The 15,751-nt window shown below is 61.7% G+C and carries 16 protein-coding genes and 1 rRNA gene; 13 read left to right on the top strand and 4 right to left on the bottom strand.

Annotation, left to right across the window (positions count from 1 at the left end; genetic code table 11):
• Positions 1–410: 410 nt before the first annotated feature.
• Positions 411–523, top strand: a 5S ribosomal RNA gene (gene rrf, locus BM193_RS26095).
• Between the two features lie 61 nt (positions 524–584).
• Here rrf and BM193_RS26090 read toward each other — a convergent pair.
• From BM193_RS26090 to BM193_RS26075, 4 genes are all read right to left on the bottom strand, one after another.
• Positions 585–929, bottom strand: a complete 345-nt coding sequence (locus BM193_RS26090) for a DUF1840 domain-containing protein (protein WP_092803579.1) — start codon at positions 927–929, stop codon at positions 585–587.
• Between the two features lie 179 nt (positions 930–1,108).
• Positions 1,109–1,654, bottom strand: a complete 546-nt coding sequence (locus BM193_RS26085) for a hypothetical protein (RefSeq protein WP_092803582.1) — start codon at positions 1,652–1,654, stop codon at positions 1,109–1,111.
• Between the two features lie 49 nt (positions 1,655–1,703).
• On the bottom strand, positions 1,704–3,224 hold the full coding sequence (locus BM193_RS26080; RefSeq protein WP_092803862.1) for a YifB family Mg chelatase-like AAA ATPase: 1,521 nt from the start codon (positions 3,222–3,224) through the stop codon (positions 1,704–1,706).
• Positions 3,225–3,335: 111 nt separating this feature from the next.
• Positions 3,336–3,584, bottom strand: coding sequence for an accessory factor UbiK family protein (locus BM193_RS26075; RefSeq protein WP_092803585.1), 249 nt, complete (start codon positions 3,582–3,584; stop codon positions 3,336–3,338).
• 268 nt (positions 3,585–3,852) lie between these two features.
• On the opposite strand from BM193_RS26075, the gene BM193_RS26070 reads away from it, so the two are divergent.
• The 12 genes from BM193_RS26070 (at position 3,853) to BM193_RS26015 (ending at position 15,750) form a co-directional block, all read left to right on the top strand.
• Positions 3,853–4,620 carry a TorF family putative porin gene (locus tag BM193_RS26070; protein ID WP_092803588.1) on the top strand — a complete coding sequence of 256 codons (768 nt, stop codon included), beginning with the start codon at positions 3,853–3,855 and terminating at the stop codon, positions 4,618–4,620.
• Positions 4,621–4,631: 11 nt separating this feature from the next.
• On the top strand, positions 4,632–4,970 hold the full coding sequence (locus tag BM193_RS26065) for a P-II family nitrogen regulator (RefSeq protein ID WP_010393464.1): 339 nt from the start codon (positions 4,632–4,634) through the stop codon (positions 4,968–4,970).
• 11 nt (positions 4,971–4,981) lie between these two features.
• Entirely contained in the window at positions 4,982–6,517 is a 1,536-nt protein-coding gene (locus BM193_RS26060) for an ammonium transporter (protein WP_092803591.1), read from the top strand.
• A gap of 213 nt (positions 6,518–6,730) precedes the next feature.
• On the top strand, positions 6,731–8,029 hold the full coding sequence (gene gshA, locus BM193_RS26055) for a glutamate--cysteine ligase (RefSeq protein WP_092803594.1): 1,299 nt from the start codon (positions 6,731–6,733) through the stop codon (positions 8,027–8,029).
• Between the two features lie 94 nt (positions 8,030–8,123).
• Positions 8,124–9,080 (top strand): glutathione synthase, encoded by a 957-nt coding sequence (gene gshB, locus BM193_RS26050; RefSeq protein WP_092803597.1) that lies wholly within the window; start codon positions 8,124–8,126, stop codon positions 9,078–9,080.
• A 34-nt stretch (positions 9,081–9,114) separates the two neighbouring features.
• A complete protein-coding gene (locus tag BM193_RS26045; protein WP_131376741.1) occupies positions 9,115–9,519 on the top strand; it encodes a PTS sugar transporter subunit IIA in 405 nt (134 codons plus the stop codon).
• Positions 9,520–9,610: 91 nt separating this feature from the next.
• On the top strand, positions 9,611–9,880 hold the full coding sequence (locus BM193_RS26040; protein ID WP_092803603.1) for an HPr family phosphocarrier protein: 270 nt from the start codon (positions 9,611–9,613) through the stop codon (positions 9,878–9,880).
• A 44-nt stretch (positions 9,881–9,924) separates the two neighbouring features.
• Complete coding sequence (gene ptsP / locus BM193_RS26035; protein ID WP_092803865.1) at positions 9,925–11,667, top strand: phosphoenolpyruvate--protein phosphotransferase; 1,743 nt, start codon at positions 9,925–9,927, stop codon at positions 11,665–11,667.
• Between the two features lie 133 nt (positions 11,668–11,800).
• Complete coding sequence (locus BM193_RS26030) at positions 11,801–13,000, top strand: homoserine O-succinyltransferase MetX (protein WP_092803606.1); 1,200 nt, start codon at positions 11,801–11,803, stop codon at positions 12,998–13,000.
• The gene (metW, locus tag BM193_RS26025; protein WP_092803609.1) at positions 12,997–13,608 is read left to right on the top strand and encodes a methionine biosynthesis protein MetW; all 612 of its coding nucleotides are present in this window, start codon (positions 12,997–12,999) and stop codon (positions 13,606–13,608) included. Before BM193_RS26030 ends, metW begins: the two co-directional genes overlap by 4 nt.
• Entirely contained in the window at positions 13,608–14,867 is a 1,260-nt protein-coding gene (locus BM193_RS26020; protein ID WP_092803612.1) for an AmpG family muropeptide MFS transporter, read from the top strand. Before metW ends, BM193_RS26020 begins: the two co-directional genes overlap by 1 nt.
• On the top strand, positions 14,848–15,750 hold the full coding sequence (locus BM193_RS26015; protein ID WP_092803615.1) for a M48 family metallopeptidase: 903 nt from the start codon (positions 14,848–14,850) through the stop codon (positions 15,748–15,750). The genes BM193_RS26020 and BM193_RS26015 overlap by 20 nt, the downstream gene beginning before the upstream one ends.
• The last annotated feature ends 1 nt before the right edge of the window (position 15,751 follow it).

The raw sequence follows: 15,751 nt of genomic DNA, 5'->3' as shown, positions 1-15,751 counted from the left end.
CACCCCTTCCCATCCCGAACAGGACCGTGAAACAACTTTGCGCCGATGATAGTGCTGCAACCAGTGTGAAAGTAGGTTATCGTCAGGCTTGTTATTCGCAGTAAGAGAAAAACCCGATCAGCAATGGTCGGGTTTTTTTTCGTCCGGCGATTTGTCGGGGCCACCCAACGGCAGAGGCTGGGGTCGGCCCCCAAGGGCGACCGCGCAAGCCCCTGCGTTTGCGGCATGGAGGGTCTGACCCAGGATGTTCAGCAGCCGGGCAGGTCGGATGAGCGTAGCGTAATCCGACAACATTGTTGGCGTTCAGGGGGCTTATGCGCTTGCGCGCTCAGCTGACCTACAGTATAATTCGCCTTCTCAGATCAGATGGTTTGCTGCCCCGTTGGGAGCAGGCTGTTGAAAAAGTTATGCCTGATGACCATAGCAAGTTGGTCCCACCCCTTCCCATCCCGAACAGGACCGTGAAACAACTTTGCGCCGATGATAGTGCTGCAACCAGTGTGAAAGTAGGTTATCGTCAGGCTTGTTATATAAAAAAACCCCGCTAGGTGCGGGGTTTTTTTTCGTCTATTGCCTGCATCGGATTACACGCCCCAGGTGATGCTTTCCCCTTCGGCCTTGGCCGAACGCAGCATTTCCATCAGTGGGTAGGCGCGTTGTGACAGATGTACCTTTTGCGCACGTGCATGTTCACCCGACTCACCCTCTTCCAGCGTTTCCGGCGTATGCGCATCGTGTTCGATATCGTTTTCCGGATGCCGTTTGCTTTCCGCTACTTCCTTTTCCAGCAAGGCCAGGGCTTCGCCCGCTTCCGCTGCGGTGATGACGCCGCGTGTCGGGTTCTTGTGCAGGATGTCGAGGATGCGCTGCGCATGTTCCTGGTACATCAGCACTTCAGGGGAGGATTTGGATTTGAATGAGATCAACATATGTACTTTCTGAAACTTGTTGTTAGTGTCGAAACAATATCACGACTTGACAATTTACACAGGCCGTCCGATTGCCAACGTGCATGCGTGCAGGCTGGACGGTCATATCTGTTGGACAGCGCCCCCATTTACAAGAGCCGGCAGTTCTGGAAGAGCGCCATTTAAGTGATCGTTAAGTCTCAATCCAGTTTCACGGACTCCATGAAAGTATCGATGGTCTCCCGCGACAGCTTGCTTTCCTCGCCGAGGATGATGATCTGGGCGATGTGTTTATCGTGTGCCACGAAACGCCCGACCAGCAGGACGGGCTTGCCTTGCTGCGTGCCCGTCGCCTCGATGCTGAGGGTGCTGCGCTGGCGCGTGCCGGCCGCACTGCTGCTGGCGGCGGAGGCGGCTTTTTCACTGCGCACCTTGCCATTGATATTGTTCACTAATGCGGTTTTCATGGCGGGCAGGGCAGCTTGTGCCTGTTCCGCGCTGTCGAGGGTGGCGCTGCCGATGGCGAAGGTACTGCCGTCCACTTCGCTGGCCGTCATGGTCAGCTTCACTTTCTTGCCATCGAGGTCGATCTCGCGCGTCAGCACGGACGGCTTGCCTGGAAACAGGGCCGTGAACTGGGCGTCGGGGCTGCGATAGTCGCGCCAATCGAATTTCGGGCTGCAGGCGGACAGTACGCTGGCCGCTGCCAGCGTGCTCAACAAGGCGGCAAATGATGTTTTTTTCATCAGTAGATGGTAGCAGCGCCGCCTTCCCCGCGCAATCGCGCACGCGTGACTATATTTCTTGCAGCACGCGCCGGTATTGAATCGCTTCGGCAAGGTGGGGAGGCGTGATGGCGGCACTGCCTGCCAGATCGGCAATGCTGCGGGCCACGCGCAGCACCCGGTGATAGGTGCGCGCGGACCAGTGCAGGCGCAGCATGGCGCCGTGCAAGAGCCGCTCGCCATGCTGCTCCAGCCGGCAATGCTGCTCGAGCTCCGCATTGTTCAGGCGTTGATTGGCCTTGCCCTGGCGCACCAGTTGCACGGCAAAGGCGGCCGCGACCCGCGCGGCGATGTGCTGCGTGGCTTCGCCCGCGACCGCTTGCGGGCCCAGTGCCGCAGGCGGCATGGCGGCCACCTCGATCTGCAGGTCGATGCGGTCGAGCAAGGGGCCGGAAAGGCGGCCGTGATAGCGCCGCACGGCGTCCGGCGTGCAGCGGCAGCGGCCCGAGATGTGGCCCAGGTAGCCGCAAGGGCAGGGATTCATGGCGGCGATCAGCTGGAAACGGGCGGGAAACTCGGCCTGGCGGGCCGCCCGCGAAATGGTGATGAGGCCCGATTCCATCGGCTGGCGCAAGACGTCGAGTACCCGACGGTCAAATTCGGCGATTTCATCGAGAAAGAGCACGCCGCAGTGGGCCAGCGAGATTTCGCCTGGGCGCGGCATATTGCCGCCGCCCACCAGCGCCACGCCGGAAGCCGTCTGGTGTGGCGCGCGGTAGGGGCGCCGCTTCCAGTGTTCCACCTTGAAATGGCCGCACAGCGAATGCACGGCCGCCGATTCCAGTGCTTCGTCCTCGCTCATCGGTGGCAGCACGCCGGGAAAGCGGCTGGCCAGCATGGTCTTGCCAGCCCCAGGCGGGCCCACCATCAGCACGTTATGGCCGCCCGCCGCCGCCACTTCCAGCGCGCGTCGCGCTTGCTGTTGCCCCTGTACCTCGGCAAAGTCAGGATATGGAAAGATGGGCGATGGAAAGCTTGCCTGGTGACGCTGCAGGGCAGTCTGGCTGTCATGTGCGGCAAAATGCGCGCACACTTCGAGCAAGGTGTGCGCCGGAAAGATGCTGGCATCGCTGACCAGCGCCGCCTCGTCGGCGTTCGCGTGGGGCAGGATGAAGGCGCGCGGCGTTCCTGTCTTGCTGCGTTGCATGGCAAACGTCATGGCCAGCGCGCCGCGGATGGGGCGCAACTGCCCCGACAGCGACAGCTCGCCCGCAAATTCATACCGATGTAATTGCTCACCTGATAACTGGCCGGAGGCGGCCAGGATGCCCAGCGCGATCGGCAGGTCGAAACGTCCCGATTCCTTGGGCAGATCCGCCGGCGCCAGGTTGACGGTGATGCGCCGCGCCGGCATCTCGAAACCGCAGTTTTGCAGGGCGGCGCGCACACGGTCGCGCGATTCCTTCACTTCCGTATCCGGCAGGCCAACGATGGTAAAAGAAGGTAAACCGTTGGCAAGGTGAACTTCGACACTGACCTCGGGCGCCTCCATGCCAGCCAGGGCGCGGCTTTTCAAGACTGCCAGGCTCATGAGTTTCCCCTGCACCGCGGGCGCGGGCAGGTTCAGTCTAGCCGTCAGGCCAGCCTGGGGCTTGCGCCAGGCCAGCAAGACCGCCGATAACGGCGCCTGGGGCGTCGTGTCCTATGCTTTCGGTTCGTTCAGGCGCGCTTCCAGCTCGATCAGGCGCAATTCCAGTGCATCCACTTTGGCGCGCGTCTTGGCCAGCACTTGGGCCTGGATATCGAACTCTTCGCGCGTGACCAGGTCCAGGCGGGCAAAGCCCTGGGTCATCATCGATTTGACGTTCTTCTCGATGTCCTTGGCGGGCGAGTTTTCGATGGCTTGGTGGATCTTGCCTTGCAAGTCGTTAAAGAAGGTATTCATGTCCATGGTAAGTCCTTTTATGGTGCAGCCTGTGCATCGCACCATTGCGGTGCACAGCGGCGTTAATCTGGTGCGAATCTGGGCAGTCACAACTTTCCAGCAGTTCCTTGCCGCATGTCCAGGGGCGTGCAGGGTATGTATGGACGGAAAGGCAGCTGTCAAGCTGGCAATGGAGCTGGCACGTATTCTGCTAAAGAAGTCATGAACGCTTTGTGATCTCCAGACAAGATTTTAAACCTCAACCGCTTTAAAAGTTCAATAAAAGGGAATCGCCATGAAGAATCTGTCCAAGAACATGACTTTAGCTGCCGCGTTGACATTGGCCTTGGCCGCCTTGAGCGGCAGCGCCATGGCCCAGGATGCGGCTGCGGCGCCTGCCGCCGCCGAAGCGGTCCCCGATAATGTGGTGAGCTATAACGTGGCGCTGACCAGCGACTACCGTTACCGCGGCGTGTCGCAAAGCCGGCTTGACCCGGCCATCAGCGGCGGTGCCGACTATACCCATAATCCGACGGGCCTGTATGTGGGCACCTGGCTGTCGAGCATCAAATGGATCAAGGACGGCGGCGGCGATACCAACCTCGAATGGGACATTTATGCCGGCAAGCGGGGCGAGATCAGCAAGGACTTCACGTATGACGTGGGCGGCCTGTATTACTTCTACCCGTCGAATGGCCTGAGCACGAATGCGAATACCTTCGAACTGTACGGCCAGCTGGGCTATGGCCCCGCCTACATTAAGTATTCGCATTCGACGACGAATCTGTTCGGCGTTCCCGACAGTAAAAACAGCGGCTATCTCGATGTGGGCGCGAATATCGATATGTACGAAGGCTATCTGCTGAATTTGCATGTAGGCCGCCAGAAAGTCGAACATAACGATTCCCTCAGCTATACCGATTACAAGCTGGGCGTCACCAAGGATTTCGGCGTGGCGACCGTCGCGCTGGCCTTCGTCAAAGCCAATATCACGTCGCTGGCGCCAAATGGCAAGAATCTGGCGAAAAGCGGCCTCGTACTGACTGTTTCCAAAACCTTTTAAGCGAGACTGCCATGAAAATGATTACTGCAATCATTAAACCGTTCAAACTGGACGAAGTGCGCGAAGCCTTGTCGGCTATCAATGTGCAAGGGATTACCGTCACCGAAGTCAAAGGTTTCGGCCGCCAGAAAGGTCACACGGAACTGTACCGTGGCGCCGAGTATGTCGTCGATTTCCTGCCAAAAACAAAAATTGAAGCGGCCGTCGATGACGCCATCGTCGACCAGGCGATCGAAGCGATCGAAGGCGCCGCGCGCACCGGTAAAATCGGCGATGGCAAGATCTTTGTGTACAACCTGGAACAAGTCATCCGCATCCGTACCGGTGAAACCGGCAACGAAGCGCTCTAAGGGGAATATTGATGCGTAAAAATATAACAAAATTGCTAGCTGGGTTTGCCTGTCTGTGTGCGTTTGGCGTCGCCGCCCCCAGTTTTGCCGATGCCCCGGCCAAGCCGGAAGCCGTCACCACGGCCGTCGCCACGCCCGCCGTGACGCCGGCGCCTGACGCCGCCGCGCCTGCCGTGGCGGCCCCGGCTGCTGCAACACCGGCGCCAGCGGCCGCACCCGTCGCCAACAAGGGCGACACCAGTTTCATGATGATCTCCACCTTGCTGGTGATCCTGATGACGATTCCTGGCCTGGCCCTGTTTTACGGCGGCCTGGTGCGCTCGAAGAACATGCTGTCGGTGCTGATGCAAGTGTTCATGGTGTTTGCGCTGGTGATCGTGCTGTGGTGTATCTATGGCTATTCGATCGCCTTTACGGAAAAAACCGCTTTCTTCGGTGGCTTTGACCGTCTGTTCCTGAACGGCATCTGGGATCCGGTCAAAGGCACCTTCTCCACCGCCGCGACCTTCAGCAAGGGCGTGGTCATTCCCGAGTTCGTCTATGTCGCCTTCCAGGGCACGTTTGCCGCCATCACGTGCGCACTGATCGTCGGCGCCTTCGCCGAACGCGTCAAGTTTGCCGCCGTGCTGGCCTTCGTCGTGCTGTGGTTCACGTTTGGCTACCTGCCAGTGGCCCACATGGTGTGGTTCTGGACCGGTCCTGACGCCATTACCAGTGCTGCCACCTCGGCCAGCGAAGGACTGAAAGCGGGCTGGCTGTTCCAGAAAGGCGCGCTGGACTTCGCTGGCGGCACCGTGGTGCACATCAACGCCGCGATCGCCGGCCTGGTGGGTGCCATCATGATCGGCAAGCGCGTCGGCTACGGCCGCGAATCGATGGCGCCGCACTCGCTGACGATGACCATGATCGGCGCGTCCTTGCTGTGGGTGGGCTGGTTCGGTTTCAATGCCGGCTCCTCGCTGGAAGCGGGCGACGTGGCTGGGCTGGCTTTCGTGAACACCCTTCTGGCGACCGCCGCCGCGACCCTGTCGTGGGTCTTTGGCGAATGGATCACCAAGGGCAAGCCTTCCATGCTCGGTGGTGCCTCCGGAGCCGTTGCCGGCCTGGTGGCGATCACCCCGGCCGCCGGTTTTGTCGGTCCGATGGGCGGCCTGGTCATCGGCTTGCTGGCCGGTGTCGTCTGCCTGTGGGGCGTGAATGGCCTGAAACGCCTGCTGGGCGTGGATGATTCGCTCGACGTGTTCGGCGTGCACGGCGTGGGCGGCATTCTCGGTGCCTTGCTGACGGGCGTGTTTGCTGCGCCACAACTGGGCGGCCAGGGCATCTTCGACTACGTCACCAACAAGATGTCGGCTGACCCGTACTCGATCGGCCACCAGGTCCTGGTGCAGGCGGAAGCTGTCGGCACCACCATCGTCTGGTCCGCCGTGGTGTCGCTGATTGCCTATAAACTGGTGGACATGGTCATCGGCCTGCGCGTGCCGGAAGAAGAGGAGCGCGAAGGCCTCGACATCACCAGCCACGGCGAGCAAGCGTATCATGGCTAAGTGTTAATTTTCCGGCCCGGTGGCGCCCCGGCGCACCGTGCCGGCGTTGTTTTGCTTGAAAAGGCGCCTCATTGAGGTGCCTTTTTTTCGTTATGGGAATGGAAAAGGTCTTTAAAACAAGGCTTTTGCCCCGATTTGGGGTACTTACACGGTAATATAGTCAGCAGTTCTGTGTGCTTTTTTGAATACTGCACATAATTTAAGGATGTAACTATGGTTCCCCATCTCGTCACGGCCCTGACCGGACCGCTGCTCGACCTCGAAAAAAAGATTCTGGCCGCGACGCCGGCCATTGAGCGCTGGTTTCGCATGGAGTGGCAAGAGCACACGCCGCCTTTCTATTGCTCGGTAGACTTGCGCAATGCCGGCTACAAGCTGGCCCCTGTCGATACCAACCTGTTCCCGGGCGGCTTCCACAACCTGGCCACGGAAATGCTGCCCCTGTCCGTGCAGGCGGCCATGGCCGCCATCGACAAGTATTGTCCGGACGCCCGCAACCTGCTGATCGTGCCGGAATTGCACAACACCACGCCGCAATACCTGCAGAACGTGGCGCGCCTGATGCAGATCTTCCGCCAGACGGGGCTGCACGTGCGCTTCGGCTCCTGGTCGCCCGAGATTACCCAGCCGACACCGTTGGCGCTGCCAGATGGCAACATGCTCGTCATCGAACCCCTCGTGCGCCTGAACAATGGCCGCCGCCTGGGCTTGAAGGATTTCGATCCGTGCACGATCCTGCTGAATAACGACTTGTCGGACGGTATTCCCGACATCTTGCAAAATATCCATGAGCAAAGCCTGCTGCCGCCCTTGCATGCGGGCTGGGCCTTGCGCCGCAAGAGCAACCACTACACGGCCTACGATGAAGTGGTGAAAAAATTCGGCAAGATGATCGATGTCGATCCGTGGATGCTCAACCCCTTCCACGCCAAGTGCAGCGACGTCAACTTCCAGGAAGGCGAGGGCGAAGACGCGCTGGCCGCCAGCGTCGACGTGCTGCTGGCGAAGATCCGCAAGAAATACAAGGAATACGGCATCAAGGAAAAGCCGTTTGTCATCGTCAAGCCCGATGCGGGCACGTATGGCACGGGCATCATGACGGTGCGCGACGCCAGCGAAGTGCGCGACTTGTCGCGCAAGCAGCGCGACAAGATGTCCATCGTCAAGGATGGCAAAGTCGTCACGGACGTGATCATCCAGGAAGGCGTGCCGACCTTTGAAAGCATCAAGGATGCCGTGGCCGAGCCTGTCGTCTACATGATCGACCGCTATGTGGTGGGCGGCTTCTACCGCGTGCACGCGGAGCGTGGCGTGGACCAGAACCTGAACGCGCCCGGTTCGCAGTACGTGCCGCTGGCATTTGCCCAGCAGCATGCCGTGCCGGACTTGAAGGCCAAGCCGGGCACGGCCGCGCCGAACCGCTTCTACGTGTATGGCGTGGTGGCGCGCCTGGCCCTGCTGGCCGCGTCGCTGGAAATGGAGCGCACGGACCCGAATCCCGAGGTGTATTGAGCCATCAATGGGGTTTGCCGGGCGGGGTGGAAACCCCGCTTGGCGATCTCGGCTAGAATCAGGCATTACCCAGGCACCCCGATTGGACCGACTCATGAAAATTGCATTCCTTGCCGACCCGCTGGCAGGCTTCAAGACTTACAAAGATTCCACCTTCGCCATGATGCGCGAAGCGGCCAGGCGCGGCCACGCCGTGTACGCCTTCGAGCAGAAGGACATGGCGCTGGAAGAGGGCATCGTCACGGCACGGGTCAAGCACATCGCGCTGACGGGCGACGCGCACGACTGGTACAAGGTCGTCTCCACCGAGGAAGTGCGCCTGTCGGTGCTGGATGCCATCATCGAGCGCAAGGACCCGCCGTTCGACATGGAATACGTGTACGGCACCTATCTGCTGGAACTGGCGGAAAAACAGGGCGCCTGCGTGTTCAACAAGCCGTCCGCCATCCGCGACAACAATGAAAAGCTGGCCATCGCGCAGTTTTCCGAATTCACGTCGCCGACCCTGGTGACGTCGGACGAAGCGCGCCTGCGCGCCTTCCACGCCAAGCACCAGGACGTCATCTTCAAGCCGCTCGACGGCATGGGCGGCACGGGCATCTTCCGCGTCAAGGCAGACGGCCTGAACCTGGGCGCCATCATCGAGACCTTGAGCGAGAATGGCGCGCAGACCATCATGGCGCAGCGTTTCATCGCCGACATCGTCAAGGGCGACAAGCGCATCCTCGTCATCGGCGGCAAGCCGGTGCCGTTTTCGCTGGCGCGCATCCCGCAAGCGGGCGAAGTGCGCGGCAACCTGGCCGCCGGCGGCACGGGCGTGGCGCAGCCCTTGACGGCGCGCGACCTGGAAATCGCTGAAAAGCTGGGCCCGATCCTGGCCGCGCGCGGCCTGATGCTGGTAGGATTGGACGTGATCGGCGACTATCTGACGGAAGTCAATGTCACCAGCCCGACCTGCTTCCAGGAAATCATGCAGCAGACCGGGTTCGACGTGGCCGCCATGTTTATCGACGCCGTCGAACATGGCGTTGCGCAGACGCAGCAGCGCTAAGCGGCGCCAGGTAACAATAACAAGGTAAATGCATATGGTAGGGATTTTGCTCATGACACACGCACCGCTGGGGCAGGCATTCATCGCCGCCTGCGCGCATGTGTTTCGCGGGCCAACGGAACGCTTTGAAGCCATCGACGTCGTCGCCGACCAGGACCTGGCCGAAGTGCAAAAGCTGGCCTCGGAAGCCATCTGCCGCCTCGACGATGGTTCCGGCGTGCTGGTCATTACGGACGTGAAGGGCGGTACGCCATCGAACTGCTGCAACAAGCTGGCCGATGCGGGACGCGTGGAAGTCATCGCCGGCATCAGCCTGCCGATGCTGCTGCGCGCCATCACCTACCGCCGCGACTCGCTCGACGTGGTGGTGGAGATGGCCCTGGCCGGCGCGCAAAGCGGCGCCGTGCGCGTGGATAACCGTATTCGCGTGGGCGAGTAGGAAGTGCAAGGCCGCCGCCCTGGAGGCGGCGGGTGGTATAGGCCAAGATTGTCATCAGCGCAGTGCATTCAGGGATAAAGACTATATAAAAATGATTCAAAAAGAACTCGAAATCATCAACAAGCTGGGACTGCACGCACGCGCTTCCGCTAAATTTACCCAGTTGGCCGCCAAGTTCAAGAGCGACGTCTGGCTGACCCGCAACGCGCGCCGCATCAACGCCAAGTCCATCATGGGCGTGATGATGCTGGCCGCCGGCAAGGGCGCGAAAGTGACCCTGGAAGCTGACGGCGATGATGAGCAGGCATGTGTCGATGCGCTCACCGCCCTGATTAATGACAGGTTTGGCGAAGGCGAGTAATGTCCGCCGAACGCAGCCGCAGCCGCATTCCGACAGGTCAACCCATGGCATCCTTCACGCTCCACGGCATCCCGGTTTCCCGCGGCATCGCCATCGGCCGCGCGCATCTGCTGGCGCCGGCCGCCCTTGACGTCAAACATTACCTGGTTGCCCAGGAGCAGATCGAGGCGGAAGTCCAGCGCCTGCAAAGCGCCATCGCCACCGTCCACAAGGAACTGCAAACCCTGTGGAACGAGCTGCCCAAGGATGCGCCCACGGAGCTGGGCGCCTTCATCGACGTGCATGCGCTGATCCTCTCCGACCCGATGATTTCCGAGGCCCCGCTCGACATCATCCGCAAGCGCCATTACAACGCCGAATGGGCGCTGCTGACGCAGATCGATGAATTGTCGGCGCAGTTCGACGAAATCGAAGACCCGTATTTGCGCGAGCGCAAGGCCGACATCCAGCAGGTGGCCGAACGCGTGCTGAAAGTCTTGCTGGGCACGCAACAGCTGCTGCCCAAGGCGGCCGCCGAAGATGAATTGATGGCGCAGATGATCGTCGTCGCGCACGACATTTCGCCGGCCGACATGCTGCAGTTCCGCGACCGCTCCTTCATCGGTTTCATTACCGACGTGGGCGGGCAGAACTCGCACACGGCCATCGTCGCGCGCAGCCTGGACATTCCGGCCGCCGTCGGCATGTCGCAGGCGTCGATGCTGATCGACCAGGATGACTGGCTGATCATCGATGGCGACGCCGGCGTGGTCATCGCCAACCCCAGCGCCCTGGTGCTGGAGCAGTACCGCGAGCGCCAGACGGCCATGCAGCGCGCGCGCAAAAAACTGGGCAAGCTGAAAAAGACGCCGGCCGTCACCAAGTGCGGCACGCCCATCACCCTGCTGGCGAATATCGAATTGCCCGAGGATTGCGCGTTTGCGCTGGAGTCGGGCGCCAGCGGCGTGGGCCTGTTCCGCTCCGAATTCCTGTTCATGGGCCGCGCCCACAAGATCCCCACCGAGGACGAGCAGTTCGAGGCCTACCGCAACACGGTGCAGTCGATGAAGGGCCGTGTCGTGACGATCCGCACGCTCGACATCGGCGCCGACAAGCCGCTCGACCAGTCGGACCATACGGCCTTGAATCCCGCCCTGGGCTTGCGCGCCATCCGCTATTGCCTGGCCGAGCCGCAACTGTTCCTGACCCAGCTGCGCGCCATCCTGCGCGCCTCCGCCTTTGGCAAGGTGCGCATCCTGATTCCCATGCTGGCGCATGCGTTCGAGATCGACCAGTCGCTGGCCATGATCGCGCAGGCGAAGGCCAGCCTGCGCGAGGAAGGCGTCAAGTTCGACGACGAAGTCGAAGTGGGCGCCATGATCGAGATTCCCGCCGCCGCGCTGGCCCTGCCCATGTTCGTCAAGCGCATGGACTTCCTGTCGATCGGCACGAATGACCTGATCCAGTACACCTTGGCCATCGACCGGGTCGATTACGAAGTGGCGCATTTGTACAATCCGCTGCATCCGGCCGTGCTGCAGCTGATCTCCATGACGATCGCCGCCGGCCACAAGGCGGGCATCGACGTGGCCGTCTGCGGCGAGATGGCGGGCGACGTGAAGCTCACGCGCTTGCTGCTGGGCATGGGACTGCGCGAGTTTTCCATGCACCCGGCGCAGCTGTTGGCGGTCAAGCAAGAGATCCTCAACAGCGACCTGGGGCTGATCGCACCACAAATGCGCAAAATTATGCGCTCGATGGAACCAAATGTGATCGCGGAAGCTGTCCATCAACTTCAGCTCATGTAAACTGTCACCGTAGGCACCAGGACACATCGCGCGCGGCATGATGTGTCCTGGTGTTAAAGTTGCAGCACCTATCATCGCGGTGCTGCATCGACCATGGCCCGTGGGGCCGCCCCCCTTTTATAAACCGACACACATGTCATCCATTGGAATCGTTTCGCCGCAAACCATGTATTTTGCGGAACCCCTGCAGCTGCAAAGCGGCGCCTCGCTGCAGGACTATATGTTGATGTATGAAACCTACGGCACCCTGAACGCCGACAAATCGAACGCGGTGCTGGTCTGCCACGCCCTGAACGCCTCGCACCACGTGGCCGGCGTCTACGCGGACGAACCGAAGAGCACGGGCTGGTGGGACAATATGGTCGGTCCCGGCAAGCCGCTCGACACCAATAAATTCTTTGTCATCGGCGTCAACAACCTCGGTTCCTGCTTCGGCTCGACGGGCCCGATGCATACCAATCCCGCCACCGGCAAGCCGTATGGCGCCAGCTTCCCCGTCGTCACGGTGGAAGACTGGGTCAGCGCGCAGGCGCGCCTGGCCAACGAGCTGGGCATCACCCAGTTCGCCGCCGTGATGGGCGGATCGCTGGGCGGCATGCAGGCGCTGGCCTGGAGCATCATGTTTCCCGAGCGGCTGCGCCACTGCGTGGTGATCGCCTCCACGGCCAAGCTGTCGGCGCAAAATATCGCCTTCAACGACGTGGCGCGCCAGGCCATCCTGTCCGATCCCGATTACCGCGGCGGCGACTTCTATGCGCACGGCGTGGTGCCGAAGAACGGCTTGCGCGTGGCGCGCATGGTGGGCCACATCACGTATCTGTCGAACGACGACATGGCCGAGAAATTCGGCCGCAAGCTGCGCGACGCGGCGCAGACGGGCGACTACAAATTCGGCTTCGGCATCGATTTCGAGATCGAATCGTATCTGCGCTACCAGGGCGACAAGTTCTCCGAATACTTCGACGCCAACACCTACCTGCTGATCACCAAGGCGCTCGACTATTTCGACCCGGCGCGCGCGCATGGCGGCGACCTGGCCAAGGCCCTGTCGGGCACGAAGGCCAAGTTCTTCCTTGCCTCGTTCTCCACCGACTGGCGCTTTTCGCCCGAGCGCAGCCGAGAAATCGTCGAAGCGCTGGTGTGCAACCGCCGCCAGGTCACGTATGCCGAGATCGACGCGCCGCACGGCCACGACGCCTTTTTGCTGGAGGATCCGCGCTACATGAACATGGTGCGCGCCTACTACGGCCAGGTATGGAATGACATCGCCGCGGGCGCGCCCGCCACAGTACAGAACACCGCCGTCCGCCAGGGCGCGAAGGAGATCGCATGACGTTTGACGAATTGAGCGCGCTGCGCCCCGACCTGGCCTTCATCGCCCACTGGGTGCCGGACAACGCGCATGTGCTGGACGTGGGCTGCGGCGACGGCGTGATGCTCGAGTATCTGCAAAGTGACAAGGAGTGCAGCGGTTATGGCATCGAGATCGCCGACGACAAGGTGCTGGCGAGCACCCGGCGCGGCGTCAACGTGATCCAGCAGGACATGGAAAAGGGACTGGCGATCTTCGGCGACAACAGCTTCGACACGGTGCTGTGCCTGTCCTCGCTGCAGATGATGAAGCAGGTCGAGCCGCTGCTGCGCGATATCGTGCGCGTGGGTGCCGAGGCCATCGTCTCGTTCCCCAACTTCGCCTACTGGCCGCACCGCGTGTCGCTGCTGAAAGGGCGCATGCCCGTGTCGAAATCGCTGCCTTACCAGTGGTACGACACGCCCAACGTGCGCTGCGCGACGATCAATGATTTCCGCGAACTGGCCGAGGAATGCGGCCTGGAAGTGATCGAATGCGTGGCCCTGGCCGAAGGCCGGATGGTCTCCGTGCTGCCCAACCTGCGCGGCGACCTGGCCGTCTTCCGCCTGCGTAAAAAAGCGGTGCATTGATGACCACAATCCCGGCGCCAGGCTGGCGTAGCTACGCCAACGGCCGCATGCTGGCCGTGCTGGTGCTGGGCTTCAGTTCCGGCCTGCCCCTGTTCATCCTGCTGTACCTGCTGCAAGCATGGCTGGCCAAGTCGGGCCTGAATGTCAAGGCGCTGGGGCTGTTCGCCCTGGTGCAGTTTCCCTACATCTGGAAATTCCTGTGGGCGCCCCTGATGGACCGCTACCGCATCCTGGGACTGGGACGCCGGCGCGGCTGGATGGCGCTCACGCAAGTGGCGCTGTTCTTTTCCATCGGCGCCATGGGCATGCTCGATCCGCTCACGCAGATCGGCCTGATCGCGGCCGCTGCCGGCGGCGTGGCCTTTCTGTCGGCCAGCCAGGACATCGTCATCGACGCCTACCGGCGCGAAATCCTCAGCGATAACGAGCAGGGCCTGGGCGCCGCCGTCATCGTCAACGCCTATAAAGTGGCGGGCATGGTGCCGGGCGCGCTGTCGCTGATCCTGGCCGACCGCATGCCGTGGCAGCCCGTCTTCTGGATCACGGCCGCCTTCATGCTGCCGGGCTTGGTCTGCACCTTGCTGATCAAGGAACCCACCGTATACGGCTCGCCGCCGAAGACCATGCGCGAAGCGATCATTTTGCCCTTCCAGGAATTCATCGCGCGCGATGGTTGGCGTAGCGCAATGTGGATTCTCGCCTTCGTACTACTCTACAAAATCGGCGACAGCATGGCCACGGCGCTGGCGACGAAGTTTTATCTCGACCTGGGTTTTTCCATGACGCAGATCGGCCTGGCCGCCAATACCACGGGATTCTGGGCCAGCCTGGCCGGCGGCGTGGTGGGCGGCGTGTGGATGCTCAAGCTGGGCATCAACCGGGGTCTGTGGGTCTTCGGCGCGCTGCAGGCGATCGCGATTCTGGGTTTCGCCTGGCTGGCGCAGGTGGGGCCGAATACCATGCTGCTCAGCGCCGTGATCGGCTTTGAAGCATTCGCCAGCCTGGGCCTGGGCGCGGCCGCCTTTGTCGCGTTCCTGTCGCGCACTACGGACCCGCGCTATACAGCCACGCAATATGCCCTGTTTTCCAGCCTGAGCGCCGTGCCGCGCACCCTGATCAATGCCTCGGTGGGCTTCCTCGTCGCCGAGCTGGGCTGGTTTTCTTTTTTCATCGTGTGCTTCTTCCTGGCCTTCCCGGCCATGATGATGCTGCCTAAAATCGCTCCATGGAGGTCTGCCAATGGCACCAATATCCCTTAAACATTACGCCGCGCTGGCCAGCCTGTGCGCGGCCACCGCGCTGGCGCCGCTATCGGCCGTCGCCCAGCAGGCGACGGTGCAGGATGGCATCAAGGTACGTCCCTTGTCGACCTCGCGCATCTTTGCCGGCGGCGCCGATTTCAATGAACAATCGAAGCAGCAATATGCGCAGCTGGTCAACGAGGCGAAGGAAAAAAATGCCCTGGTGCCCGACAGCGACCCGCAAGTGAGACGCCTGCGCGCCATCGCCCAGCGCATCATCCCGTTCGCCACGCGCTGGAACGAGGCGGCGGCCAGCTGGAACTGGCAGATCAACCTGCTCAATTCCGACCAGGTCAACGCCTTTTGCATGCCGGGCGGGCAGATCGCTTTTTACAGCGGCATCATCACCAAGCTGAACCTGACCGACGATGAAGTGGCCGTCGTCATGGGCCATGAAATTTCGCACGCGCTGCGCGAACACTCGCAGGCGCAGGCCGGCAAGGGCAACCTGGCGGCCGTCGGCTCGAAGCTGGTGGGCGCCGGACTGTCGGCCTGGCTCGGCGTCGATCCGAACATCACCAGCACCGCCACCAACATGGCGGCGCAGGGCGTGATGCTGAAGTTCTCGCGCGACGACGAGCGCGAAGCGGACTTGATCGGCATGGACCTGGCCGCGCGCGCCGGTTTCGACCCGCGCGCCGGCGTGGTGCTGTGGCAGAAGATGGCCGCCGTGAGCAAGGGCGCGCCGCCGGAATTCCTCTCGACGCACCCGTCGGGCAAGGATCGCATCTCGCAGATGAACAGCCACATGGCGCAAGTGCTGCCGCTGTACGCGCGCAGCAAGGGCGTCAGCGTGGACGCCTTGCCGCCATACCGCAGCAACGCCATCGCGGCGCGCTAGG

This window comes from Janthinobacterium sp. 344 (assembly GCF_900112025.1).
Taxonomy (GTDB): domain Bacteria; phylum Pseudomonadota; class Gammaproteobacteria; order Burkholderiales; family Burkholderiaceae_D; genus Janthinobacterium.
This window is presented reverse-complemented; position numbering and strand designations above follow the sequence as displayed.